Source organism: Zoogloea sp. GW822-FHT05C07 (assembly GCF_058800215.1).
The window spans coordinates 2,068,513-2,093,939 of the sequence record NZ_CM179510.1; the positions used below are offsets into that span (position 1 = coordinate 2,068,513).

The window sequence follows — 25,427 nt, forward strand, 5'->3', positions numbered from 1 at the left end:
TATGATCAGGACTGTTTGTTTTTTATGTGGACGCAGTATCGTCCGTTCCGCCGTCGCCCACAACTACCGGATCAGGTAGTGGCGGGCGCGCCGGGCAGACCGTCGAAGTAGCGGCCGGCCAGGTTGCCGCCATCCACCACCATCTCGGCGCCGCATACGTAGGAGGCTTCCTCGCCTAGCAGGAACAGCGCCATGCGGGCGATCTCGATGGGCCGGCCGATGCGCGGCACTGGCTGGCTGCGGTAGGCTTTGTCGAGGGCGTCGGTGTCGCCGTCGAACATGCTGCCCATGCTCGTGTCGATGCCGCCCGGATGGATCGAATTGACCCGCACGCCGCGCTGGCCCAGCTCCAGCGCCGCCACCCGGCTGAGGCCGCGCAGGCCCCACTTGCTGGCGCAGTAGGCGCCCATCGAGTTCCAGGCCGTCATGCCGCCGATCGACGAGATGTTGACGATGCGGCCGTAGCCGCGCGCAGCCATCGCTGGCCCGACGTGCTTGATGCCGAGGAAGGGCCCCACCAGGTTCACGTCCACCACCCGGCGGAAATCGGCCAGGCCGGTCTTGGCCAGGGTTTCCGAGAAGTTGATGCCGGCGTTGTTGACCAGCCCGTCGATGCTGCCCCAGCGCTCCAGCACGTCGCTGACGACGCGCCGCCAGTCGGCCTCCTCCGTCACGTCGAGATGCTGGAACAGAGCGCCGTCACCGAGTTCGTCGGCCAGTGCCGCGCCGTCCGCATCGAGAATGTCGGCGATCACCACGCTGGCACCTTCGGCATGGAACAGGCGCGCCATCGTCGCACCCATGCCACGGGCTGCGCCCGTCACCAGCACCACTCGGCCGGCCAGGCGCTTCATGCCGCCACCCCGGTCTCGACCTGTTCCGCCAGCGCAGCGCGGGCCGCCTCGGCGCCGGCCAGGCGGCCGAACACCACCGCGTTGCCGATCGACACGCCGCCGCCGCCGTAGCGCGCCCCGTGGAAGCAGCCGAGCACCTCGCCCGCCGCGTAGAGACCGGGGATCGGCCGCTGGTGCGCGTCGAGCACGCGGGCCTGGCGGTCGATGTCGAGGCCGGCTGCGGTCAGGCCGATGATCGCGGCGCGGATCTCCACCGCGTAGAACGGCTCCCGGCGGATCGGGAAGTAGGCCGGCGCCTTCTTGAAGAACTGAAAGTCGCCGCCGGCATCGCAGTCGGCGTTGTAGCGGGCCACGGTCTGCGCCAGCGCGGCGCCGTCGATGCCAACCTGGTCGGCCAGCGCCGCCAGGCTGTCCGCCACCTTGACGCGGCCCGCCGCGACCTGGGCCCGCAGCGTCGGCTCCTCCCAGGTCGGGATGCTGATGCCGGCGTTGTAGGGGTCGAGGTACTTGGTGTTGGTACTGGCTTCCACCAGGGCCTGCTCGTCGAAGATTGCCCAGGCCTTGCGTTCGGTCTGCGCATTGAGCAGGTAGCCGCACACGCTGTACGGCGACAACTCGGACATGAAGCGCCGGCCCTCCTTGTTCACCGCAATGATCCACGGCGGCAGGAAGGCCTCCAGCGACTTGCTGAAGCCCGAAGTGGGCAGCACCAGGCCGGTGTCGTGGCCGACCACGCCGGCGCCAAGCTGCTCGGCCAGCGTGATGCCGTCACCGAGCACATAGGGCACGTCCTTGTGCACCGCCCAGGTCCAGTCCTCGTGGCAGGCCGACGGGTACAGGCGCCGGAGCATTTCCGGGTTGTTGCCGAAGCCACCGCTGGTGATCACCACCGTCGGCGCGCGCAATTCGGTGCCGGCGGCACGGATGCCGACGACCCGGCCATCTTCGAAGAGGATCTCTTCCACACGGCTGCCGAGGGCCGTATCGATGCCCTTCGCGCCGGCCGCGTTGATCAGCGCGTCGGCGATGCCGGAGCCCGCGCCCTGACTGGAATGGCCGCGAGCCACCGTGTCCACGCCCGACTTGACCAGCCATTCCCTGGGGAACTCGCTGCCCAGCTCGATCAGCCATTCCAGCGCGGCGCCGCAGTGGTCCGCGTAGTAGCGGATCAGGTCCGGACGCAGCTGCCACTGGTTGAGGGTCATCAGGTAGTCGTAGAGGTCGTCGGGCGTGTCGTCCATGATGCCGGCGGCGCGCTGCACGCTGGTGCCGCAGGCGTAGAACACCCCGCCGGACTGGGCGGTGGCACCGCCGAGGCGACCGTCGGCCTCGACGATCATGCAGCGGGCGCCCTCCTTGTGGGCCATCAGCGCGGCGGCCAGGCCGGCACCGCCCCCGCCGACGATGATTACGTCGTAATCCCATTCCATGTTTGGTTTCCTTTCCGGAATCAGGCGATACGCACCAGTTGCTTGCCGAGGCTCCGCCCGGCAAGCAGATCAAGAAGTGCCTGCGGAGCGTTCTCCAACCCGTCGGCAACGGTTTCCCGATAGTGGATGCGCCCCGCCGCGACATGGCCGGACAGCGCGTCGATGGCCACCGGCCAGCGTGCCGGGTGGTCGCCGACGATGAAGCCCTGCAGCTTCACGCGGTTGACGATCAGCGGCAGCAGGCGGCGCAGGCCCGTCGGGCTGGGGTTGTCCACCTCGGAGATGGCGCCGCACAGGGCCACCCGCGCAAAGGGATTCAGGCGGCCGACCAGCGCGTCGAGCACCGCGCCGCCGACGTTGTCGAAGATGCAGTCGATGCCCTGCGGCACCGCCGCCTTGAGCTGCTGGCGGAAGTCCTCGGCGCGGTAGTCGAGGCAAGCGTGAAAGCCCAGGTCCTCCACCACGTGGCGGCATTTCTCCGGCCCGCCGGCCACGCCGACCACGCGGCAGCCGGCGATGCGCGCCAGCTGGCCGGCCACACCGCCGACACCGCCCGACGCAGCGGTGACCACCACCGTCTCGCCGGCCTGCGGCGCGCACAGGTCCATCAGCCCGACCCACGCGGTGACGCCGGGCATGCCGGCCACGCCGAGACCTGCCGACAGTGGCACGCGGGCCGTGTCCACACGGCGCAGGGCCTGGCCCGGCAGCGTGCCGTAGCGCTGCCAGCCAACGGGGCCGGCCACCGCGTCGCCGAGTGCGAAACCGGCATGCCGCGACGCGACGACGATGCCGGCGGTGTCGCCGACCATCACGTCGCCGAGGGCCACCGGCTCGGCATAGGTCCGGATGTCCATCATGCGGCCACGCATGTAGGGGTCGATGGACAGCCACTGATTGCGCACCAGCACCTCGCCGTCGGCGGGCTCCGGCAAGGGCGCCGTCTCGACGCGGAAGTTGGCGGTGGAAGGCTTGCCGTCGGGCCGGCTGGCGAGGACGACTTTCAGATTGCTCTCGGCCATCGCTCAGCCCCCCGCCCGGTCGGCCAGGATCAGCTTGGCGGCCTGCCAGCCCAGCGCCATCGCCGGCCCGTTGGTATTGCCGGAGATCGGCGCCGGCATCACCGAACAGTCCGCCGCGCGCAGGCCCTGCACGCCGCGCACGCGCAGGCGTTCATCCACCACTGAGGCCGCGTCGCGCCCCATCCGGCAGGTGGCGACGGCATGGGTGCCGCACAGGGAGGCGCGGCGGAACAGGTCGAGGATCTGTTCGTCGGTCTCACAGGCGACGCCGGGGCCGAGTTCCTCGCCGACGTAGCCGGCCAGCGCCGGCTGGCGCATATAACGACGCATGTAGCGGAACATGTCGATGGCGGCGCGGCAGTCCTCGTCGGTAGTCAGCCAGTTGGGCTTGATGTCCATCGCGGCATTCGGGTCGGCGGAGGTGATGGCCATTTCACCTTCGCTGCTCAGGCGCACCAGCTGGCCGTAGGCGGTGATGCCGGGCTGGTCCTCGACGCCGTCCGGCACCGGGAAGTTGTCGTCGCTGCGCGGATAGGTGAAGGCCGACAGGTAGAGCTGGGCGTCCGGCGTCTTCACCGCCGGCGAGGTGCGCACGAAGGCGCCCACCTCGAAGGGCCCGGTGGCCATCGGGCCGCTGCGCAGCAGGTAGTACTCCAGCACGCTGCGCACCAGGCCGAGGCCACGGAAACGGTGGTTGAGGCCCTTGTCGTTCTTCAGGCGGAAGGGCAGCAGGAAGCCCAGGTGCTCGCGCATGCGGCGGCCCACGTCAGGCGCGTCCACCAGCACCGGCACGCCGGCTTTGTGCAGTACATCCCCGGGGCCGATGCCCGACAGCTGCAGGATCTTCGGCGTCAGCATCGCGCCGCCGGACAGGATCACCTCGCCGCGGCAGCGGTAGCGGACCGCCTCGCCGTTGCGCCGGCCGGCCACGCCGACCGCCCGCGTGCCGTCGAACAGCACCCGGTCCACCTGCACGCCGGTCAGCACCTGCAGGTTGGGCCGCCGCCGGGCCGGCTCCAGGAAGGCCTTCGCGGAACTCCAGCGCCGCCCCTTGTGGATGGTGTGGGCGTAGTAGCCGACGCCTTCCTGGTCCTCCCGGTTGAGGTCTTCCTTGCGCTGCAGGCCCATATCCTGGCCGGCGCGGATCATCGCCTCGCTGACCGGGTAGCGGAACTTGCCGGCGCTGACGTGCAGCGGCCCGCCGACGCCGCGCAGCTCGTCCGCGCCGAGGTCGTGGTTCTCGAGGCGGCGGAAGACTTCTTTCATCGTCGCCCAGTTCCAGTCGGCACCGGCCGCCTCGCCCCAGGCCTCATAGTCTTCCGGCTGGCCGCGCACGTAGATCATGCCGTTGATGGCGCTGGAGCCGCCGAGGCCCTTGCCGCGCACCCACATCTCGCCGGCCGGCTGGCCCGGCAGGCGCGGCTGCTGGACCGGGAAGTGCCAGGCATGGGCCGGCATCGCGACCAGCTTGGCGAAGCCCTTGGGCATGTTCACCAGCGGCGTCGCGTTGTGCTCGCCGGCCTCCAGCAGCAGCACGCGGCTGCGCCCGTCCTCCGACAGGCGGTTGGCCAGCACGCAGCCGGCCGAGCCGGCGCCGACGACGATGTAATCGTAGTGTTCCATGAATGCCGTTCTCCTCCAGCCTCGCGCGGCGTCGCCGGTCCGGCTGCGTCTCCATTTTTACAAACAAACAATTTTGTTTGTTTAAGACTACTCCGCTTCGGCGGAAAAACCAAGGGGCGGGCGGAGACCAGTTTCCGATCCAGCGTCTCACCCGGTCGGCTGGACCGGCTGGACCGGCTGGACCGGCTGGACCGGCTGGACCGGCTGGACCGGCTGGACCGGCTGGACCGGCTGGACCGGCTGGACCGGCTGGACCGGCAGGGTCGCACCAGGGGCTGGCGCTGTTAGGGGCGAGTGAATTCGCCCCCACGGCTTTCTCCGGCCCGCCGGCCGGCACCTCACTCGGGCAGCGTCACCTTGCGGCGCAACACCACCGGCTTGCCGCCGGCGCTCTTCTTGACCAGCCAGTGGGCCAACGCGGAATCCAGGTAATCGGCGTGGCCCGGGAACCAGCGCGCCAATTCAGCGGCGAACTCGCGGCCGATGGCAATGTTGCCGGCGGCCACCAGCGGCTCGACCTCGCGGGCCGAAGCCAGCACCGCGTTATGGTCGTCCATGTGGCAGTCGGCGGCCGGGAAGTCGCTCGCCTCCATCCACGCCTTCTCGTCGGCGAAATGCTTCTCGGCATGCTCGATGAAGGCGCGCACCTTGGCGGCCAGTTCGGCGTCGGCGCAGGTGAGCATGGCGTTCACCACGTCAACGAACTCCCGGTGGGTATCGTCCATCGGCGTGTAGCCGAGCAGGTAATTGTCGGTCCACTGCAGGCCGTTCGTTTCTTCGCTCATTGCTGTCTCCTTGTGATCTTGTGTTGTGCTTTACCGCATCAGTATCCCAGAGCGGCCAGCTCCTTGGCCAGATAGGCCTTTTGCCCGTCCCCCGACCAGTCCGTCGCGTCGAAAAGGGAATGGATGGCGATACCCAGCAGTTGCACCAGCAGGCGCCGGGCGGCGGTGCCCACCTCGTCCGGCACCACGCGGCAGCGCCCGGCGGCAACCCGCGCCTCCAGCACGCGCTGCAGGATGGAACGCGCGTTCTCGGCCTGGGAGCGCTGCTCGGCGGCGAAATCCGCATCCACCAGCGCCATCTGCCAGAACGCGAAATAGACCTTCCACTCCCCCAGCCGGGCCGGGTCCAGCGGCAGCAGCGCCTCGATGCTGCCCTGCAGGTCGGCCGGGTCCAGCGCCAGCACCTCGTCCACCCGCTGCTGGGCGTCCAGCGCCGACGAGCGGTAGGTGTACAGCAAGAGCTCACGCTTGCTGGCGAAGTAGTGGGTGACGATGGTGGTGCTGAATCCGGCCTCGGCGGCGATCTGGCGCATCGTCACCGCATCCAGCCCGACGCGGGAAATGATGTCGGTGGCGATACGGGCGATCTGCCGGCGGCGGCTTTCGTGGTCGACGGGTGCAGGCATGTGTTGACTCTTCAATCAGGCTTGGTCTAGTTTACAACACATGTTGTAAATAAAAAAAGGCGCGGCACAACAAAGCTCCGGACGAACCGGACAGGCACCGCGCTGGAGACTCGGCAGGCCCCGGACAAGGCCCGCCCCAAGACGAAAATCCAAAGGAGAACGTGATGAGCAGCACTACCCCCAAGCAGTCCACCCGCCGCGACCTGCTGAAGCGCGGCGCCATCGCCGCCGGCAGCCTGGCCACCCTCGGCCTCGCGCCCTCCGCCGCCGAAGCGGCCAAGGCTTCTGCCCAGAAGTGGGACCATGAAACCGACGTGATCTGCATCGGCTCCGGCGCAGCCGCCTGTGCCGCCGCCGTCACCGCCGCCGGCCAGGGCGCCCAGGTGATGCTCGTGGAGAAGATGCCGCTGCCCGGCGGCACCACCGGCAAGTCCGGCGGCGTCACCTGGATTCCCAACAACCCCTTCCTGCGCGCCCGCGGCATCCACGACGACAAGCTCGACTGCCTGCGCTACCTGGCCCGCTACGCCTACCCCCGCGAATACACGCCGCACAGCCCGACCCTCGGTCTCGACCCGCACGACTACCGCCTGCTGGAGACTTTCTACGATAAGGGCTCGAAGATGATCGAGCACCTGGGCAAGCTGGACGCGGTGCATTTCCGTGAATTCAAGATGTGGTTCGTGGACAAGTACGCCCCGGATTATGCCGACCACCTGCCGGAGAACAAGGTCTCCCGCGGCCGCGCCCTCGAACCGGCGGCCGGCGCCGGCTCCAGCGTGGGCGGCGGCAGCCTGGCCAGCCAGATGGAAAAGTGGCTGACCGCCCGCAAGATGCCGATCCTCCTCGAACACCGGGTCACCCGCGTCGTGAAGGACGGCGAGCGCGTGGTCGGCATCGAGGCCATGCACGGCGACAGGCTGGTGCGCATCAAGGCCCGCCGCGGCGTGGTCTTCGGCACCGGCGGCTTCGCCCACAACACCGAGCTGGTCGGCCTGCACCAGCCCGGCCTTTACGGCGCCTGCGCGATGCCCGGCTCGACCGGCGACTTCATCTCCATCGCCGGCGCCGCCGGCGCCCGCATGGGCAGCCTCAACACCGCCTGGCGCACCCAGGTCGTGCTGGAGGAGGCCCTGCAGAACCGCGCCATCGGCATGGGCGCCTTCGTGCTGCCGGGCGACGCGATGATCCTGGTCAACAAGTACGGCCGGCGCATCGTCAACGAGAAGATCAACTACAACGACCGCACCCAGGTGCACTTCGTCTTCGATCCGGTGAAGAAGGAGTACCCCAACCAGTTCCAGTTCATGATCTTCGACGGGCGCAGCCTGGACGCCTTCGGCGGCGCCTTCCCGATCCCCGCCGACCGCCGTGCCTCGCCGCACCTGATCGAGGGTGCGAGCCTCGCCGAGTTGTCCGCCAACATCGCCGCGCGCCTCGACAAGCTGCAGGACAAGACCGGCGGCTTCAAGCTGGAAGCGGACTTCGCCAGCCAGCTCGCCGACACCGTCGGCCGCTTCAACGGCTACGCGAAGACCGGCAAGGACCTGGAGTTCGACCGCGGCGCGCACGACTACGACAAGGACTGGCAGGCCCTGTTCTCACCAGTGCGCAAAGGCAGCAGCCAGCCCGCCAACCCGATGCCCAACGTGACGATGCACCCGCTCACCGAACAGGGCCCGTACTACGCCTTCATCCTCGCCCCGGGTGCCCTCGACACCAACGGCGGGCCGATGATCAACGAGCACGCCCAGGTGATGGACACCAACGGCAAGCCGATCCCCGGCCTCTACGGCGCCGGCAACTGCATCGCCAGCCCGGCCCGCGGCGCCTACTACGGTGCCGGCGGCACCATCGGCATGGCGCTGACCTTCGGCTACATCGCCGGCCTGCACGCCACCGGGACGGCAGCGTAATGCGCAGCGCCAGCCTCGCGGCCCTCGCGGTCGCGGCGCTGGCCGCCCTGGCATCAGCCGGTGCCGGGGCCGCCGCGCCCGCCGTCAGCCCTTCAGTCAGTTTTTCCCGCGACATCGTGCCGGTGCTGCGTGGCAACTGCGCCACCTGCCACCTCACCGGCCAGGAAGCCGGCCAGATGAAGCTCCACCCGGGCGGCGCCTACGCCTCGCTGGTCAAGGTCGCCTCGGTGGAGAGCCCGCTGCAGCGGGTCGCCCCCGGCTCGCCGGACAAGAGCTACCTGATGCACAAGCTGGACGGCACCCACCTGGACGCCGGCGGCAGCGGCGAGCGCATGCCCTTCGGCCAGCCGCCCCTCGACGACGCCACCCGCGAGCTGCTGCGCCGCTGGATCGCGGCCGGCGCAGCCAACAACTGAGGCCGCTCTCCCCCAGGCCCCCGCGTTTTCAACCCTGTGACCAAGGAGACTGCCATGGTCCGCAACACTGCCGCCCGCTTCCGCGAAGGCCTCGCCGCCAGCCCCTCCCTCGCCGCGGCCGGGCGCCTGCTGGCCGAGTACTCCGCGGCGCTGGGCTGGGAACGCGCCGCGTTCCAGGTGGACATGGAGCAGACCCGCCTGGCGCTGGCCGAGGACGGCCGCTTCGTCGCCGTGGACATGGGCTGGCCGGCGGACACACTGAAGCACTGGCAGGACGACCGCCTGGCCCTGCACTGCCCGGTCACCCGGCGCTGCGGGCGCAGCATGGACGCCTTCCTGTGGGACGCCGACCCGGACAGCGAGACCTGGCGCGGCGAAGCCCTCGACACCGCGCAGCGCGACACGCTGGCGGCCTACCGGGACTGCGCCGACGGCGCGGTGACGGTGCCGGTGCACCGCCCCGGCGGCAAGACCGGCTACGTGTCCTGGTTCGGCCACGATCCGGCCGCGCTGCGCCGCCGCCACCGGGACACCTGGCGCGAGACCTGGCTGATCTCCCACGCCTTCATCGCCCGGGCGGACGCCCTCGAAAGCGCCGCCCGCAAGCGCGACGCCCAGGCCGCCGCCGACACCCTGTCGCCGCGGGAGCTGGAGTGCCTGTCGTGGGTGGCACGCGGCAAGACCGACGAGGAGATCGGGCTGATCCTCGGCCGCTCCCGCGAGACCGTCCATTTCCACCTCGGCAAGGCCATGAAGAAGCTGGGCGCCAGCAACCGCAGCCACGCGGTGGCCATCGCCTGCACCCTCGGCCTGATCCGCCTGTTCTGAGCCCACATGACCCGTCCCGAGACGGCATCCTCCCCCCGCCCCGGCAGTGCTGCGAAAGCGGCTGGAAGGCACATAAAAAACCAACTACATTGTTTGTTATAGGAGTAGTATTTCCGGCGAGACAAGTCACAGGATCGGTCGGAACGCCACAGCGCAACCCGACCCGGAATCGCAGACGCCACCGCCGCACAGACGGCGGGGCGTCCCCCCGACGGACGAGACCTTGACCATTCATATCAATGAGGGCCGGCCCCGGGCCGGCACCGAAGGAGGACGACATGAGCATCGAGCAACGCATCGAAGAGGCAAAGGAGCGCGGCACATTCCTGCGCGGTGACCCGATCACCGGCGACCGCTACTACTCGAAGGAATTCGCGCAGAAGGAGTGGGACCACGTCTTCACGCGCACCTGGCAGATCGGCGGCATGGCAGCCCAGCTGGCCAAGCCCGGCTCCACCACGACCCAGAACATCGGCGCGGAATCCATCCTGATGACCAGCGACGAGGACGGCACGATCCGCGCGTTCTACAACGTCTGCCCGCACCGCGGCAACCGCCTGGTTGCCGACGACGGCAAGTGCGGCGTCAAGCGCATGGTCTGCGCCTATCACAGCTGGACCTTCAGCCTGGACGGCGTGGTGCGCCACGTGCGTGACGCCGAGGACTACCCGCAGGGCAACCCGATCGGCAAGATGAAGCTGAAGGAGATCCGCTGCGAAACCCTCGGCGGCCTGGTGTGGTTCAACATGGACCCGAACGCCCCGTCGCTGCGCGACTACCTGGGCGTCGTCGCCGACCAGCTGGAGGCCTACCAGACCGCCAACTGGACGCGGGTGAACTGGATGACCGGCCTGGTGGACTGCAACTGGAAGATCATCCACGACAACTTCAACGAGGCTTACCACATCCTCAGCCTGCACCGCGAGCTGGGCAGCTTCATCGACGACGCCTACCAGAACACCGAGTTCGAGCTGTACAAGAACGGCCACAACGTGATGAGGATGAAGGGCCATCAGCCCTCCGCCAGCTCCCGTGTGAATGTGGTGCAGGCGCCGCTGGACACCATCCTGCGCGAATGGGACCTGGACCCGGCGGCCTTCGAGGGCCGCGTGCGCGACACCCGCGTGGCGCTGCAGCAGCAGAAGCGCGCCCTCGGTCCGGCCCGCGGCCACAAGCACTATGAAGGCGTGTCGGACGCCCAGCTGACCGACTACCACCACTTCACGATCTTCCCGAACACCACGCTGACCATGGCCAGCGACTTCTTCCAGGTCCTGCGGCCGCAGCCGCACCCCAGCGATCCGGAGAAGTGCCTGTTCGATCACTGGGTCATGATGCCGCCGGTGGAAGGCCGCGACGAGGTGGACACCCCGACCGGCAAGCGCAAGTACGAACCGGCACCCCACGAGACCTTCCTGCACGGCGAGGCCTCCATCGGCTTCGTCGCCGACCAGGACCTGAGCGTCGCCGTCGCCCAGCAGCTCGGCCTGCACTCCCGCGGTTACCAGGACGCCTACCTGTCCGGCCAGGAAGACCGCGTGCGCCGCCTGCACGAAGTGATCAACGACTACATCGAAGGCCGCCGCTGAGCGCCCCGCCCCCCTCCCGGGGGCGTGTAGTCCCTTCCCCGTGGGGATGAGTGCATTCGCCCCCACGGCAGACATCCCGCTGCACCGCCCTGTTTCGCCCGTCCCCACACTGCCAACCACTCCAACGGAAACCGCCATGCCCAAAGAATTCGATAACAAGGTCGTCCTCATCACCGGTGCCGGCTCCGGCATCGGCCGCGCCGCCGCCCTGGCCTTCGCCCGCGAGGGCGCCCGCGTCGCGGTGGCCGACATCACCGAGGCCGGCGGCAAGGACACCGTCGCCCAGATCGAGGCCGCCGGCGGCACCGCCCGCTTCTTCCGCCTAGACGTCACCAGGTCGTCCGAAGTCGAGAGCCTCGTGCGCCAGATCGTCGAGACCTGGGGCCGCCTCGACATCACCCTCAACAACGCCGGCGTGGACAACGACATGGCGCCGATCACCGAGACCTCCGAAGCGGACTTCGACCGGGTCATCGCGGTGAACCTGAAGGGCGTCTGGCTGTGCATGAAGTACGCCATCGCGCAGATGGAAAAGCAGGGCGGCGGCGTGGTCATCAACACCGCCTCGGCCCTCAGCATCACCGTGGTACCCGGCGCCTCGCCCTACAACGCCAGCAAGCATGCGGTGGCCGGCCTGACCAAGACGGTGGCGGTGGAAGTCGGCGGCAAGAACATCCGCGTCAATGCGATCTGCCCCGGCGTGATCCGCACCCCGCTGCTGGAAAACCACCCCAACCTGCCGGAGCTGGAAAAGAGCCTGCTGCCGCTGCACCCCATCGGCCGCCTCGGCCAGGTGGACGAGGTCGCCAACGCGGTGCTGTGGCTGGCCTCCGACAAGGCCTCCTTCGTCCACGGCGCGCTGCTCACCGTGGATGGCGGCTGGACCGCGATGTAAGCGCCGCCGGCCCGACAGGACGCCCGCCATGCCCCACACCCTCAACCGCCAGATCACCCTCGCCCGCCGCCCGGACGGCATCCCCGAGGCGGACGACTTTGCCTGGCGCAAAGTCCCCATCCCCGAGCCCGCCGACGGCGAGGTGCTGATCCAGAACCTCTACCTGTCCCTCGACGCGGCGATCCGCAGCTGGATGAAGCCGGACTGCACCTACTTCCCGCCGATCCCCATCGGCGCGCCGGTGCGCAGCACGGCCCTCGGTCACGTCGTCAAGAGCCGCAACCCGGCCCACAAGGAAGGCGACTACGTGGTCGCCTACGCCTGCAGCGCGTGGCAGGATTACTCGGTGATCGGCGCCGACGGCATCCTCCACACGGTCCAGCCGAGTCCGGACTTTCCGCTGCACTACCACCTGAGCATCTTCAGCGCGATGGGCCTGACGCCCTACTTCGGCATGCTCGACATCGGCCAGCCCAAGCCCGGCGAAACCGCGCTGATCAGCGCCGCTGCCGGCGCAGTCGGCTCGATCGCCGGGCAGATCGCCAAGATCAAAGGCTGCCGCGTGGTCGGCATCGCCGGCAGCGACGAAAAGTGCCGCATGCTGGTGGACGAGCTCGGTTTCGACGCCGCCTTCAACTACAAGGGCAAGAACACCGAGCAGCTGTCCCGCGACATCGCCGAGCTGTGCCCCAAGGGCGTGGACATCTTCTTCGACAACGTCGGCGGCGAGATCCTCGACGCGGCGCTGCTCAACCTGGCCATGTTCGCGCGCATCGCGTTCTGTGGCGCCATCGGCGACTACACCAAGAGCGGCCCGATCCCCGGCCCCTACAACTACTGGCAGATCCTGGCCCGCTGCGCCACCGTGCGGGGCTTCCTGACGCTCTACTACCAGGACCAGTTCCCCGCCGCCATCGTCGAGATGAAGGGCTGGGTGGACAGCGGCCAACTGAAGTTCAGCGAGGACATCTCGGTCGGCCTCGACAGCACCATTCCGGCCTTCGCCAAGCTGTTCACCGGCGCCAATACAGGCAAGCTGCTGGTCAAGCTGACCGACGACGACCTGTAAGCGACATAAGAGAACCCCGGAGCACCGCCGCAAGGCGGCGCTCCGGGGTTTGCATTTCAGGCGTGAAAGCCGCCCGTCAGCTGCTGCAGCTCGAAGACATTGCCGTCCGGATCACGACCGTAGGTGGCCTTGACCACACCGAAATCCTGCGGCGGGGTATGGAAGCGCACGCCGGCCGCGTGCAGGCGGCGGTATTCCGCATCCACATCGTCCACGTCGAAGCACAGGTGGGTGATGCCGTGCTTATGCACCGGCCGCTCGCCGCCCGCCTTCGACGGCTGCTCCGGCGCCGCGAACTGGAACAGCTCCACGCACAGCGGACCAAGCTCCAGCATCACCGCGGTCGCCGCCGTTTCCGGCAGGTCCATGACCCGGTCGATCTTGCCCTGATCACCGTGCCAGGTGCTGCGGGTGATCTCCCGGAAACCGAGCAGATCGCAGTAAAAGGCCTGCAGGCGCGGCAGGTCGGACGTGGACAGGGCCACGTGATGGACGCCACGGATCATCGCGCCCTCGCCTTGTCGTTGTCGAAACGCATGCGGTCTTTCTCCTCCTCGTTGGGTGAAAGGCCGGAAGCCGGCGGGCTTCCGGCCCTGTCCGCTCAGGGCACCAGGCCGAGCTGGTAGACGCGGTCGTTACGGTCCCGCGAGCCCTGGATGCGGTAGGCGGCGAACTCGCCGTCCTCGCGGCCGGCGTAGGGCCAGCAGCCGTTCCAGTCCATCACCAGGTCGCGCTGGCGCATCTTCCAGACGCCGTCGCGCTTCTCCCATACGTCGCGGTAACGCATGTTGTCCGGGCAGTTGATCTTCGTGCCGTCGGGCAGCGCCGCCGCCGCGTTGCCGAGCATGTAGGACTCGGCACGGGCCAGCGTGTCGCTGTCGAACTCGATCAGTACGTTGGCGATGCGGTGGTAGGCCCAGATCAGGTTGTCCTTGATGAAGGGAATGTCGTAGTCGCAGAAGGCGTGCGCGTTGCCGTCGAAGATGCCGAAGATCACCGTGCCGTCGTGGTGGAAGGTGGACTTCAGCAGCTCAAGGTCACAGCGATCGACGGCCTGGATGTAGCGGCACATCTGCTCGTGGATCGCCTGCTTGTCCGCCAGTGCGCGGATGCGGGCGGCGCTGCTCATGCCTTTTCTCCGAACAGGGTGTAGCTGGGGTCGTCCTGGCCGCGGGTGCCGCGCAGCTTGATCATGCCGAACAGGCCCTCGTCCCACACGGTGGTGGTCGGGAAGCTCATGTTCCACTCATGCACGAAGGTGCGCCGGGCGATCTTCCAGGCCCCGCCGACCTTGCGGTACTCGTCCAGGTAGCGGCCGCCGATCAGGGTGTCGGTCTTGGCGCCATCCTTGTTCCAGGTGCTGACGGTGATCACGTACAGCTCGCCGCGGGCGGTGTCGCCGTCCACCTGGTAGAACTCGTTGGACACCGAGTGGAAGCTGCGCTCCAGGCCGGCCGGCGCCGCGCACACGCCGACGAACTCGCTGGCCGGGCCGCTGAAGCCGCCATCGCTGACCTGCGCGCCGTCGGCGAACAGGCTGGCCAGCAGGCTGCGGTCGGCGCGGTCGGCGGCACGGGCGAACAGGGTGCCCAGTTCGCGCAAGGCCTGCTTGTCTTCCAGTTGCTGCAAAAGCTGCTGCTCGTTGTTGTCACTCATGCTGGTCTCCTTCTTGGGTGAATCGTCTTTGTAATGATCGCTGCCCCGTTTCGGGGTCAGCGGTTGGCGTAGCCGGCATCCACGTTGATGGTGGTGCCGGTGACGTAGGAGGCGAGGTCGGAAGCCAGCCACAGGCTGGCCTGGGCGACTTCCCGCGCCTCGCCGAAGCGGCCGAGCAGGCTCAGCACCGCGGCGAAATCGGCCTCGCTGGCGCCCATCGCATCGAGCGCGCCGCGCAGCATCGGGGTGTCGATGGCGCCCGGCGCCACCGCATTGACGCGGATCCTGTGCGCGCCGTTTTCCAGCGCCGCGACCTTGGTCAGGCCGATGACGCCGTGCTTGGCGGCGACATAGGCGCCGTTGTTGGGCTGCGGCCGGAAGGAACTCACCGAACCGATGTTCACAATCGAACCGCCCTGCCCCTGGCGGATCATCTGGGCCAGCTCGTAGCGCAGGCACAAGGCCACGCCCTTCAGGTCCACCGCCAGCACCTTGTCGAACTCGGCTTCGTCCAGTTCGGCCAGAGGCCGCGTGTCGGGGGTCACCGCGGCATTGTTCACCGCCACGTCGAGGCGACCGTAGCACTCGACGGTGGCGCGGACCAGGGCGTCCACGTCGGCGCCGACGGCCACGTTGGCCTTGTGGAACAGCGCCGTGCCGCCCGCCCGTTCGATGCGGGCGACCACCTCGCGGCCAGCCGCCTCATTGACGTCCGACACCACCACCCTGGCGCCGGCTTCGGCGAACAGCAGCGCCGTGGCGGCGCCCATGCCCATGCCGGCGCCGGTGACGATGGCAACCTTGTTGTGCAGGCTCGGTCCTGTCATGGTTTTCTCCTCCTCTTCCTCGTTGTGTTCATTGTTCGGTTGCCGGCGCCAGCACCACTTCCTCGCGGACCAGCAGGCCGCGCAGGCTACCCGGCGCCACCAGCCCGCGGCCGGCCTCGGCGACGCGTTGATCCCACGCCGCCCGCAGGCTATCCACATCCGGCCACCAGCTGCACTCCACGCCGTCGAAGGCGGTGGGCGCATCGTCCGGCGCCTCGACGGCCTGGCGGGTCAGGCGCAGCGGCCGCGCGCCGGGCAGCAGCAAGGCACCGTCGCCGGCCAGCCACAGGCGCATGAAGCTGTCCCGCGCCAGAGCCGGGTCGCGCTGCCACACCAGCATCAGCTTCACCGCACCGTCCAGCGCGCCGCGGCGGCACCCGTCGCGCTGCCCGTCAATAAGGCGCTCACGGGCCACGCAGGCGATCGCCGGCGGCGTCATGAAGCGCGCCTCGTCCGGCCCCGCCCCTTCCCGGTATTCGCGGCTGTCCACCAGCCGGGACAGGGCCGCCACGTCGTCGATCCACAGTTCAGGCGCCCCGTCGGCCATCCGCGTCAGCCCCTCGGGTTGCCAGTCCAGCGCGTGGTTCTGGATGTAGCCGCGGAAAAAGCCGGCCTCCACCAGCTTCAGCGCATGCTCCTTGTGGGTGGTCCGCCAGTATTCGCTGAAGCGGGCCTGGCTGAAGTCGGCGCGGCGGTGCAGGAAGCTCACAACCTTGAGGGCGTCCATACGCTCAGCCCCCACTCGCCAGCGGCCTGGCCAGGTAGCGATCGACGGTGCGCTCGAAATGGCGGATGCGCACTTCCTGGTAATTGCCGAGGGTCTGGCCCGGCTTCTTCGAGGCCCTGAAGCCCTGCTGCTGGGCCCGCAGGTTGGCCGTGTCCTGGTCGTAAACCCGCGCCAGCACCGGGTCGAGGCCCGGCACGACGGAGTAGGACGCGTCCTCGCCGACCAGCACCATCTCCGGCGGGTCCGGCGGCACGCCGTGGTCGGGCAGCGGGCGCAGGAACAGGATCTCGAACAGGCAGCGCTCTGGGTCGTCCTTGAGCGGACGGAAGCGATAGACCATCGGCAGGGATACCCCGGGGAACAACACCATGTTCGGGAAGAGGTGGTATTCGATGGTGTCGATCATCTCCGCGTCGGACACCGCCGACAGGTCGCTGCCGTATTTCTCGCCGAGCACCTTGCGCAGGAAACGCGCCATCACCGTGCGGGCGCTCTCGCCCTCGCCCACCGTCAGCTCGTCGTTCACCACCGAACGGTCGCCGATCAACATGGTGTTCACCAGCTCCTGCTCGCCGAGGGGCTTTTCCAGGTGCGGGCTGTTCACCCCGCCCACCGCGTAGAAGCGGGTCACGTGGTCGCCGTACACGTCGTACTGCACGTTGGCGTCGCCGGTGCCGTACAGGAGCTGGGGATGGGTCTCCAGCACGTGGTAGGACTCGATGAAGGCCTCCAGGCCGGTCTTCCAGTTGCACGGCAGGATCTTGCCCATGTGCAGCTCGGTGTAGCGCTGGCCCAGATCCCAGTCGCGGAAATGTTCGGGCAGCACCTCCAGGTAGCTTTCCAGGGACGGCGCATCCTCATCCAGGTTGATGAAGACGAAGCCACCCCACAGCCCGACGCGGACCTCCGGCAGGCGGTAGGCGTCCGGCTTCACATGGGGGAAATCCCATGCGCAGGGCACGCTCTTCAGCGCCCCTTCCAACGTCCAGGTCCAGCCGTGGTAGGGGCAGCGCAGCTCGTGGGCGGCGCCCATGCCTTCTTCGGGACGCAGCTTGGTGCCGCGGTGCAGGCAGGCGTTGTAGTAAGCCTTGATGCCCTCTTCCGTGCGCACCACCAGCACCGAGTAGGGACCGACTTCATACACGTAGTAGTCACCGACCTGCGGAATGTGCTCTTCGCGGCACGCCCATTGCCAGGTGCGCGCCCACAGGTGGGTCATCTCCTGCTCGAAGCGGGCGCGCGAGGTGTAGCGGGCATAGCCGATGTCCTCCTCGCCGAGGAAGCGGTAGCTCGACTCCCGCAGCACCGCCGGCGCCGGCATCGCGTCCTGCGCCACGATGTCCTGCACGCTGGGGCCGGGGCAGCGCGCCGCGCCGGGCGGCAGGCCGGCGTAGTCGCCGGGGATCAGCGGCATCGCAATGCGATCGTTCATATGTCCTGCCTCCTCAGGCCGCCACCGGCATGTCGACGGACACCTCGATGCGCCCGTCCACCACCCGCAGCGCGTAGGTGCGCAGCGGCACGCGGCCCATCTGGCCCTTGCCGCAGCCGGTGCGCACGTCGAACATCACGCCGTGCAGCGGGCAGGCGATCAGGCCGTTGCGGATGCGCCCGCCTTCGAGGGGCGAATCCTGGTGGGTGCAGCGGTTCTGCACCGCGAAGAACTCGCCGGCGGAATTGCCAACCAGGATGTTGTGGCCGTCGATCTGCACGGCCTTGCTGACGCCGGGCGGCAACTCGGCGGCGTCCAGCACGGAGTGGAATGCGTTGTTCATGATTTCTCTCCAGGCCTGTCGCCGACGCTCATGATTTGAAGAAGGTGTAGGACACGTCGTCCGCGCCGGGCCGGCCGCGGGCCGCCAGCGCGCCGATGCCGGCATCCCAGACGGCGCTGCCGGGCTGGCTGGACATCCAGTCCACGACGAACAGGCGCCGCGTGAACCTCCACACGCCGTCACGGCGCGCGTACTTGTCCAGGTAGCGGCCGCCAACCATGTGGTCGGTCTTCGCTCCATCCTCGGCGACCGCCACGCTCACGCCGATCACATAGCTGCGCCCGGTGGCCTGGTCGCCGTCCACCTCGAAACGCTCGTTGGACGCGAAGTGATAGCTGATCTCCACCGCCGGATTGGGCGCGCTGATCACCTCGGCGAACTGCCGGCCGGTCCCCTTGAACAGCCCGAAATCGATCTCCGAGTCCGGCCACCACAGGGTTTCCAGCAGCGCGCGGTCGCGGCGATCCACCCCTTCGGCGTAGCGCACGTTCAGATCGTGCAGAGCCTGCGTGGCCTGCAGCTCGGCGACGGCCCGTTCCAGTCGTTCGATGTTCATGTCGTTCCTCATGCGCCTTCACCGGCGGGATAGGGTTTGGCCAGCACGCCGCCGTCCACGTACATCTGGTGGCCGGTCATGAAGCTCGCCTCGTCGCTGGCCAGGAAGGCCACCGCGGCGGCGATCTCGGCCACCTCGGCGATGCGCTTGAGGGGCTGCATGCCGGCGTAGATGGCTTCCAGCCGGGCCGGATCGGCAGAGGCGTCGAGATACTGCTGGAGGTTGGGGGTGCGCGTGGCGGCGGGGTGCACCGAGTTGCAGCGGATCTTGTAGCCCTGCTCGCCGCAGTGCAGCGCCACTGTTTTGGTGACCGCATCCTGGGCGGCCTTGGCGGCACCGTAGGCGACGAACAGCGGTCCCGGGCGGATGCTCTCCACCGACGACACGTTGACGATGGCGCCGCCGCCACTCGTCTTCATGCTCGCCACGCCGTACTTGCAGCCGAGGAAGGTGCCTTCCCCATGTACGCCCATGTGATTGCGCCAGTCGTCCAGCGTGGCGGCCTCGATATGGGCCGGGAAGGAGATGCCGGCGTTGTTCACCAGAATGTCGAGGCGCCCCCAGCGCCGCTCCACCTCGGCGATGGCGGCCTGCCAGGCGGACTCCTCCCGCACGTCGAGGGACAGGTAGGCCGCACGTGGTCCCAGCTCGTCGGCCAGCGCGGCGCCGGCCGCATCGTTGATGTCGGTGAGCAGTACCGTCGCCCCGTCGGCGATGAAGCGGCGGGCAATACCGGCGCCAATGCCGGACGCGGCGCCGGTGACCAGGGCCACCTTGTCATGCAGTTTGTTCATGTTCAGCTCCCGATTCATTCATTTTTTGCCGAGAAACGTGTCCAGCGTCTGGTGCAGCTGGCGGAGGCGCACTTCCTGGTAGTTGCCGAGGGTCTGGCCCGGCTTGGTGCTGGACTTGAAGCCGCGCTGCTGGCCGCCGAGGTTGCCGGTGTCCTGGTCGTAGATCGTCGCCAGGCCGGGGTCGAAACCCGGCACCTCATGGAAGGACTGCGCGAAATCCAGCTCGATGACCTCCGCCGGGTCCGGCCGGACGCCGGAATCGGGCACCGGCTGCAGGAACAGCAGATCGAAGATGCAGGAGTCCGGATCGTCGCCGTTGGGGCGGAAGCGATAGACCATCGGGAACAGCAGCGACGGGAACAGGCAGGTGTTTGGGAACAGGCAGTACTCGATAGCGTCGATGGTTTCGGACACGCTGAGGTGGGAGAAATCCTTGCCGTAGGCCGTGCCGAAGAGCTGCTGCAGGTGCTGCGCGAAAACCTGGCGGGCGGTGCCGCCGGGGGGCACGCGGAGCCGGGTGTCCTCGTCGGCGATGCCTTCCACGACGCCCTCGCCGAGCAGCGCGTCGAGGATCTGCTGCTGGCTGAATTCGGTCTGCAGATGCGGGCTGGGGTAGCCGACCAGGTGCACGAAGCGCGACACGCTGTCGCCGTAGATGTCGTACTGGCTGTTGGCGTCGCCCACCGTCAGCACGCCCTGCGGGTGCGTCTCCAGCACGTGGTAGGACTCGAGGAAGGCTTCCAGGCAGGCCTTCCAGTTGGCCGGCAGCAGCTTGCGCACGTGGCGTGCGGTGAACTTGGCGCCCAGGTCCCAGTTGGCGAAGTGCGCCGGCAGCACGCCCAGGTGCTCGGCCAGCGGCGGCGCGTCCGGGTCGAAGTTGATGAAGACGAAGCCGCCCCAGGTGTCCACCTTCAGCTCCGGCAGGCGGAAGCCCTCGTCGCGGATGTGCGGGAAATCCCAGCGGCAGGGCACGTCGCTGAGCGCACCGTCCAGCGTCCACGTGAAGCCGTGGAAGGGGCAGCGCAGGCGCGGCGAGCGCCCGGCCGAGCCGGCCGGCTTGAGCTGGGTGCCGCGGTGCAGGCAGGCGTTGGGATAGGCCTTGATCGCCCCACTCTCGGTGCGCACGACAATCACCGACTTGTCGGTGATCTCATAGACGAAGTAGTCGCCGGGGCCGGGGATGTCGTCTTCGCGGCAGGCCCATTGCCACACCTTGGTCCACAGCTTTTCCTTCTCCAGCTCGTGGAAGGCGCGGGACGTATAGCGGGCGTAGGCGATGTCGGCGTCGCCGAGAAACCGGTAGCTCGGCTCGGTGAGATGGGCCGGCGGCTGGTCGCCATCGGCGCGGATGATTTCGGCGGTGCTCGGCCCCGGGCAGCGGACGGCGCCGGGCGGCAGGATTTCGGCCGGGTGGTTCATGGGTGTTGCTCCTCCGTGATGCGTCACGCGCTGCGCCGTTCGGCACCGCGCGCTTCCGGTACCGCCGAGGCGGCAGATTAACGCACTACAAACAGATTGATCTGTCTTTTATATTGTGCGCTGCGGCAGCCGGGCTCAGCCCAGCTCGCCGCGGGCGGCCAGATGCAGCGCCGGCTGGTCCTTCAGGAAGGCGTCGGCGGCGGCGTCGGTACGGGCCCAGTCGACGATCTCCTTGCGACGGGCGATCTTCCAGCCGTGGCCGCGGTCTTCGTACTCGTCGTGGTAGCGGCCAGCGACGAAGAGATCCTTCTTTTCGCCGTTCTCGGTGATGCGGTGGTGCGCGATGAAATACACCTCGCCCTTCGCCTTGCGGCCGTCCAGCGTGATGCTGACCTGGCCGATCAGGTGCTGGCTGGCGTCGCAGGCGGCCAGGAAGCCCTGGGCGAAGTCGATGAACTCCGCCGCCGGACCGGCGAACAGGCCGCAATCCACCCACGCGTCGGGATGGAAGGCCAGGCGCTGGGTTTCCGGCAGCAGGCGATCCTGGCCGCGCATGTAGTGGTTGAGGGCCTGGTGGATGTCGCGGCGGGCCGCCAGGTCGGCCACCTCGGCGCGCAGTTGCTGCAGTTCGCGGTCGTTCATCGGATCGTTTCCCCGTTGTCGATGACCACCGAGGTACCGGTGATGTGGCGGGACTCGTCGGAGGCCAGGAAGACCACCAGGTTGCCCACGTCCTCGGGCTTGCCCTGGCCGTGATTGTGGATCTGCTCGAGGCCGGCCGCGGCGTCGTCGAGGGCGGCCAGCGCAGCGGCGGTCATCGGCGTGTCGTGGGCGCCGGGCAGGATCACGTTGCAGCGGATGCCGTAGCCCTGCTCCTGGCAATGCACGGCGATGCTGCGGGTCATGGCCAGGATCGCGCCCTTCGCGGCGGTGTAGGCGATGATCGGGCTGATGCCCTTCAGCGCGGCCACCGAGGCGATGTTGACGATGGAGCCGCCGCCGCCCTTGGCCATCGCCGGGATCGCATGCTTGCAGCCGAGAAAGGTGCCCTCGGCCATCACCGCGTTCAGGAAACGGAAATCCTCAAGCAGGGTGTCTTCGACGCTGCCGAAGCGCACCAGGCCGGCGTTGTTCACCAGCACGTCGAGGCGCCCGAAGCGCTCGACGGTGGCCGCCACCACGGCCTGCCAGTCGGCTTCGCTGCGCGTGTCGTGGCGGATGAAGAACGCGCCTTCGATGCCCTGCGCCACCGCCTCGCCTTGCTCGGCGTTGATGTCGGTGAGCACCACCCGCGCCCCCTCGGCGGCCAGCAGGCGCGCATCGGCCGCCCCCAGCCCCGACGCGGCGCCGGTGACGATGGCCACCTTGCCTTGCAGTCTGTTCATGTAGCCCTCCTCATGAAAGCCGCCGGCCCGGCCCGGCCCGCCGGAAAGGCAGGCCGGGCCGGCGTCGGGTCAGCGCACGCCTTCCTGGGCGATGGCGGCCGAATCGTAGAAGGCCGCCTGCTTGGCCTCCGTCGGCTTGGTGACGACCATCATGCCGCCCTCGGCCGGGGTGTAGGCCTGGCGCACGTAGGCCCCGCTGTTCAGGTCGTGCACGACGAACTCGTGGGGGTTGTGGCCGGTGGTCTCGTAGAAGGGGTAGTAGTTGATCTGCGAGACGCGGAAGATCTTACCGGCATCGTCATAGTTGTCAGCCATGCCGACCGCCGGAATGTCCTCGTCCCAGTAGATCGTGCGGCGCGGGTAGATGTGGCGCTTGCCTTCCTTCAGCGTGGCTTCCACCACCCACACCCGGTGCAGTTCCCAGCGCACGCAGTCGGGGTTGAGGTGGTTGGGGGTGAACACCTTGTCGCTGGGGCACAACTTCTCGTCGTGCAGCCTGAAGGTGTTGTAAGGAATGAAGATCTCCTTCTTGCCCACCAGCTTGTAGTTGTAGCGGTCCTGCGCGCCGTAAAAAACCTGGGTGTCATCCACGGTGCCGACGCCGCCGCCCGCCGGGCTGGGGGTGTCGTAGGCCACGTCCGGCGACAGCTTCACGCGGCGCTGGCCCGGCAGGTAGGTCCACGCGCGGCGGCCGACGTTGAGCATGTCCACCGAATCGTGCAGCACCAGCTTCTCGCCGGCCTTGCGGGCCGGGCCGGTCCAATCCACGCGGCCGTATTCGAGGATGTCATCGGACGAGATCGGCTTGGTACGGCCCGGCTCGTAGTGGGGATAAGTCTGCCAGTAAGCGAAGGAGCCGGTCTCCACGCGACGGCCGCTGCGGTCCACCAGCGTCGAGGTCTGGCCCGGCGACTGATACGCGTACTGGTCGTACTTGAGGGTGCGGTTCCACATCACCTCGGCGCCGTTCTTCGGGATCGGGAAAGGCACGCCGCCGAAACAAGTACCAGCCAACTGCAGCAGGTTGGGCGCGAGCTGGCAGGTAGCAGCATTCTTCAGCGTGTTGTCGATGACGTACTTGGGGTACTTGGCGGTGCGGTGGCTCGGATAGACGTCGATGCGGTAGGTGGCGTACTTCTTCAGCATCTCCTTCTGGCCGGCGGTCAGCTTGTCCTCGTACTTGGCCATGTTGGCGGCGGTGATCGAGAACAGCGGCTTTTCAGTGGCGAAGGGGTCGGGCCGGTACTGCGGCTTCTTCGGATCGTAGCTGGGCGGCGGCTCGATGCCGCCGGTGTAGGCGGGAATGCTGCCGTCGGCGTTGCCGGCCTTGATGGCGCCCCACGGCGTGAGGGTGGTGCCAAGCTGCTTGATTTCCTCCGGCGTCAGCGCGGCGCCGGCGATGCCCGATGCGCCGAGGGCCAGCATCAGGGTGAGAGTCTTTACGTAAGTATTCATGGGGATGAGCTCTTTCCTTGGATCAGAAGGTAGCCTTGACGGTCAGGGAGACCCAGCCGCGGTCGCGCAGGACGCCGCTGCCGTTGGTGCCCTGCCACACTTCGCTGGCGACGCCGGGCACGGCGACCGGGTTGGGGCCCATGCTGTAGCCGCCGAAGTAGTCGTTGTAAGTGAGGTTCACGGTGTACTTGGAGAAGATGTCGAGGCCGACACCCGCGCTCCACGCACCGGAGTTCTCACCCGGCCCGAGCGGCACCGGGGAATTGCCCTTGAGGCCGCGGCTGTAGTTGATCGGCAGGGTCACATCGACGCCGGGCAGGACCTGGAACCAGGTCGGCGTGAAGGCCACGTTGAAGCCCCACGCGTCGTTGGTCGCGCAGCCGGAGCGGATCCCGGTGGTGCAGCCGTAGTCCTTGTGCTTGAAGAAGGCTGCGGTGTCGCCATTCACGTCGTCGAGGCGCACGTAGTTCAACTCGACGGTCAGCGGCGCCGAGTCATACAGCGGTGTCTTGCCGAAGTAGGCGATCACGTTGGCCAGCGCGTGCCAGGTGTTGCCGAGGGCCAGGCCGCTGCCGTTGGAGGCCAGCGCCGTGCCTTCGCGCCGCGACGCCTCGGCGCCGAAGGACACCGAGCCAATCTGCTTCGACAGGCTCAGGCCGTAGAGCTTCACGCCCTTGGCATAGGCGTTGTACATGAAGTCCGGACCACCCACCATGGTCGGGTAGCGGTCGTCGAAGCGGCGGTAATACACGCCCACGTCGCCGCCGATCAGCTCCGAGCGGATCTTGCTCATCACGCCCCAGCTGCCGGTGTTGCCGGGCTTGCGGTTGGGGCCGGTGGACAGGTCGCCGACGACCGGATAACCGAGGTAGTTGGTGCCGCCGAGGAAGCTCAGATCGGCGCCGCCCAGGTAGGTGCCGCCTTCCGGCAGGCGGTGCGGATCCCACTGCAGGTAGTAGTTGGCGGCGACGCTGATGTTCTTGGTCAGCTGGGCGCCCATCGACACCTGGTTCTGCGGCAGGAACAGCTCCTTGGCCTCGATGCCCGGCGTGGAGGTGGCCTTGCGCAGGTCCAGCGGCCCCTGGCCGTAGGCGATACTATTGGCGAAGGTGAACAGGGATTCGCCCCAGTACACGTTGTGGCGGCCGACACGCAGGTTGATCGGCACGTCGGCCAGCTCCACGCGGGTGAAGGCGAAGGCGTCGAGCAGCTCACCGGAGCGCCCGTACCAGCGCTCCACGTGCTTGGTGAAGGTGTTGTTCGGGTAGGCGGTGCCCAGCCCGGCCGCCTGGTAGGCCGGATTGCCATGCACGCGGTTGGTGTAGGCGAAGTCGTCCCAGGCCGTCGCGGACACGCGGAAGCCGTGGTGCTCCTTGTAGATGAAATCGAATTCCGACAACAGGTCCACCCGGTTGGTCACCAGGTCGCCGGAGTTCCAGCCGTAGTTGGTGGCCTGGGATACCCAGTTGTCGCCGAGCTTGTTGTCGCGTCCCTCGGCACGCCAGCCGGCGTTGTACTTCAGCGTGTTGTCCCAGCGGATCTTCACGTCCGGGTTACCGGTATCGATCTCGAAAGCGCCGGCCTGCATGCTCGCCATGAGCAATGCGGTCCCGCCGACGAGGTTCAGCGCGATGCCACCCGCAAGGGCCGCACGCGATTTTCTTTTCTTGTTGTGCACTCGTTCTCCTCCTTGAAATGTGGTCGTCCATGTCTGGCGAACCACACATTAAAAACAAACAAATTTCTTTTTATTTTATTATTCCGACGACTCGACTCCTTT

26 protein-coding genes are annotated in these 25,427 nt (G+C 68.0%); 6 read left to right on the plus strand and 20 right to left on the minus strand.

Annotation, left to right across the window (positions count from 1 at the left end):
* Positions 1 to 71: 71 nt before the first annotated feature.
* The 6 genes from AC3QL2_RS09795 to AC3QL2_RS09820 form a co-directional block, all read right to left on the minus strand.
* A complete protein-coding gene (locus AC3QL2_RS09795; RefSeq protein ID WP_493233341.1) occupies positions 72 to 854 on the minus strand; it encodes an SDR family NAD(P)-dependent oxidoreductase in 783 nt (260 codons plus the stop codon).
* Positions 851 to 2,284 (minus strand): FAD-dependent oxidoreductase, encoded by a 1,434-nt coding sequence (locus AC3QL2_RS09800; RefSeq protein WP_493233342.1) that lies wholly within the window; start codon positions 2,282 to 2,284, stop codon positions 851 to 853. Before AC3QL2_RS09800 ends, AC3QL2_RS09795 begins: the two co-directional genes overlap by 4 nt.
* 20 nt (positions 2,285 to 2,304) lie before the next feature.
* Positions 2,305 to 3,306, minus strand: a complete 1,002-nt coding sequence (locus AC3QL2_RS09805) for an NADP-dependent oxidoreductase (protein ID WP_493233343.1) — start codon at positions 3,304 to 3,306, stop codon at positions 2,305 to 2,307.
* A gap of 3 nt (positions 3,307 to 3,309) precedes the next feature.
* A complete protein-coding gene (locus tag AC3QL2_RS09810; protein WP_493233345.1) occupies positions 3,310 to 4,929 on the minus strand; it encodes a GMC family oxidoreductase in 1,620 nt (539 codons plus the stop codon).
* A 338-nt stretch (positions 4,930 to 5,267) separates the two neighbouring features.
* Complete coding sequence (locus AC3QL2_RS09815; protein ID WP_493233347.1) at positions 5,268 to 5,714, minus strand: bacteriohemerythrin; 447 nt, start codon at positions 5,712 to 5,714, stop codon at positions 5,268 to 5,270.
* Positions 5,715 to 5,752: 38 nt separating this feature from the next.
* Positions 5,753 to 6,340, minus strand: a complete 588-nt coding sequence (locus AC3QL2_RS09820; RefSeq protein WP_493233349.1) for a TetR/AcrR family transcriptional regulator — start codon at positions 6,338 to 6,340, stop codon at positions 5,753 to 5,755.
* A gap of 164 nt (positions 6,341 to 6,504) precedes the next feature.
* Between AC3QL2_RS09820 and AC3QL2_RS09825 the strand changes: the two genes are divergently transcribed.
* The 6 genes from AC3QL2_RS09825 to AC3QL2_RS09850 all read left to right on the plus strand — a co-directional run bounded on the left by AC3QL2_RS09825 (position 6,505) and on the right by AC3QL2_RS09850 (position 13,053).
* Positions 6,505 to 8,256 carry an FAD-dependent oxidoreductase gene (locus AC3QL2_RS09825; protein WP_493233350.1) on the plus strand — a complete coding sequence of 584 codons (1,752 nt, stop codon included), beginning with the start codon at positions 6,505 to 6,507 and terminating at the stop codon, positions 8,254 to 8,256.
* A complete protein-coding gene (locus AC3QL2_RS09830; RefSeq protein ID WP_493233352.1) occupies positions 8,256 to 8,672 on the plus strand; it encodes a hypothetical protein in 417 nt (138 codons plus the stop codon). The genes AC3QL2_RS09825 and AC3QL2_RS09830 overlap by 1 nt, the downstream gene beginning before the upstream one ends.
* Positions 8,673 to 8,726: 54 nt before the next feature.
* Positions 8,727 to 9,500, plus strand: a complete 774-nt coding sequence (locus AC3QL2_RS09835; RefSeq protein ID WP_493233354.1) for a helix-turn-helix transcriptional regulator — start codon at positions 8,727 to 8,729, stop codon at positions 9,498 to 9,500.
* A 278-nt stretch (positions 9,501 to 9,778) separates the two neighbouring features.
* The gene (locus AC3QL2_RS09840) at positions 9,779 to 11,089 is read left to right on the plus strand and encodes an aromatic ring-hydroxylating oxygenase subunit alpha (protein WP_493233356.1); all 1,311 of its coding nucleotides are present in this window, start codon (positions 9,779 to 9,781) and stop codon (positions 11,087 to 11,089) included.
* Between the two features lie 136 nt (positions 11,090 to 11,225).
* Entirely contained in the window at positions 11,226 to 11,984 is a 759-nt protein-coding gene (locus AC3QL2_RS09845; RefSeq protein ID WP_493233358.1) for a glucose 1-dehydrogenase, read from the plus strand.
* 28 nt (positions 11,985 to 12,012) lie between these two features.
* The gene (locus AC3QL2_RS09850; RefSeq protein ID WP_493233359.1) at positions 12,013 to 13,053 is read left to right on the plus strand and encodes an NADP-dependent oxidoreductase; all 1,041 of its coding nucleotides are present in this window, start codon (positions 12,013 to 12,015) and stop codon (positions 13,051 to 13,053) included.
* 56 nt (positions 13,054 to 13,109) lie between these two features.
* Here the strand turns inward: AC3QL2_RS09850 and AC3QL2_RS09855 are convergent, their stop codons facing one another.
* From AC3QL2_RS09855 to AC3QL2_RS09920, 14 genes are all read right to left on the minus strand, one after another.
* Entirely contained in the window at positions 13,110 to 13,559 is a 450-nt protein-coding gene (locus tag AC3QL2_RS09855; RefSeq protein ID WP_493233361.1) for a VOC family protein, read from the minus strand.
* A 95-nt stretch (positions 13,560 to 13,654) separates the two neighbouring features.
* Positions 13,655 to 14,182, minus strand: a complete 528-nt coding sequence (locus AC3QL2_RS09860; RefSeq protein ID WP_493233362.1) for a nuclear transport factor 2 family protein — start codon at positions 14,180 to 14,182, stop codon at positions 13,655 to 13,657.
* Entirely contained in the window at positions 14,179 to 14,709 is a 531-nt protein-coding gene (locus AC3QL2_RS09865) for a nuclear transport factor 2 family protein (RefSeq protein ID WP_493233364.1), read from the minus strand. Before AC3QL2_RS09865 ends, AC3QL2_RS09860 begins: the two co-directional genes overlap by 4 nt.
* 56 nt (positions 14,710 to 14,765) lie before the next feature.
* Positions 14,766 to 15,536, minus strand: coding sequence for an SDR family NAD(P)-dependent oxidoreductase (locus tag AC3QL2_RS09870; RefSeq protein WP_493233366.1), 771 nt, complete (start codon positions 15,534 to 15,536; stop codon positions 14,766 to 14,768).
* Positions 15,537 to 15,564: 28 nt separating this feature from the next.
* Positions 15,565 to 16,263 (minus strand): EthD domain-containing protein, encoded by a 699-nt coding sequence (locus AC3QL2_RS09875; protein WP_493233368.1) that lies wholly within the window; start codon positions 16,261 to 16,263, stop codon positions 15,565 to 15,567.
* Positions 16,264 to 16,267: 4 nt separating this feature from the next.
* A complete protein-coding gene (locus tag AC3QL2_RS09880; RefSeq protein WP_493233370.1) occupies positions 16,268 to 17,695 on the minus strand; it encodes an aromatic ring-hydroxylating oxygenase subunit alpha in 1,428 nt (475 codons plus the stop codon).
* Between the two features lie 13 nt (positions 17,696 to 17,708).
* The gene (locus AC3QL2_RS09885) at positions 17,709 to 18,038 is read right to left on the minus strand and encodes a Rieske (2Fe-2S) protein (protein ID WP_493233371.1); all 330 of its coding nucleotides are present in this window, start codon (positions 18,036 to 18,038) and stop codon (positions 17,709 to 17,711) included.
* Between the two features lie 28 nt (positions 18,039 to 18,066).
* A complete protein-coding gene (locus AC3QL2_RS09890) occupies positions 18,067 to 18,594 on the minus strand; it encodes a nuclear transport factor 2 family protein (RefSeq protein WP_493233373.1) in 528 nt (175 codons plus the stop codon).
* A gap of 8 nt (positions 18,595 to 18,602) precedes the next feature.
* Positions 18,603 to 19,388, minus strand: a complete 786-nt coding sequence (locus AC3QL2_RS09895; RefSeq protein ID WP_493233375.1) for an SDR family oxidoreductase — start codon at positions 19,386 to 19,388, stop codon at positions 18,603 to 18,605.
* Positions 19,389 to 19,406: 18 nt separating this feature from the next.
* Positions 19,407 to 20,807, minus strand: coding sequence for an aromatic ring-hydroxylating oxygenase subunit alpha (locus tag AC3QL2_RS09900; protein ID WP_493233377.1), 1,401 nt, complete (start codon positions 20,805 to 20,807; stop codon positions 19,407 to 19,409).
* A 135-nt stretch (positions 20,808 to 20,942) separates the two neighbouring features.
* A complete protein-coding gene (locus AC3QL2_RS09905; RefSeq protein ID WP_493233378.1) occupies positions 20,943 to 21,449 on the minus strand; it encodes a nuclear transport factor 2 family protein in 507 nt (168 codons plus the stop codon).
* Positions 21,446 to 22,192: an SDR family oxidoreductase gene (locus tag AC3QL2_RS09910; protein ID WP_493233380.1), complete on the minus strand. Its 747-nt coding sequence runs from the start codon at positions 22,190 to 22,192 to the stop codon at positions 21,446 to 21,448. The genes AC3QL2_RS09905 and AC3QL2_RS09910 overlap by 4 nt, the downstream gene beginning before the upstream one ends.
* A gap of 69 nt (positions 22,193 to 22,261) precedes the next feature.
* Entirely contained in the window at positions 22,262 to 23,647 is a 1,386-nt protein-coding gene (locus tag AC3QL2_RS09915) for a DUF1329 domain-containing protein (protein WP_493233381.1), read from the minus strand.
* 22 nt (positions 23,648 to 23,669) lie between these two features.
* Positions 23,670 to 25,325: a DUF1302 domain-containing protein gene (locus AC3QL2_RS09920; protein WP_493233383.1), complete on the minus strand. Its 1,656-nt coding sequence runs from the start codon at positions 25,323 to 25,325 to the stop codon at positions 23,670 to 23,672.
* Positions 25,326 to 25,427: the final 102 nt, after the last annotated feature.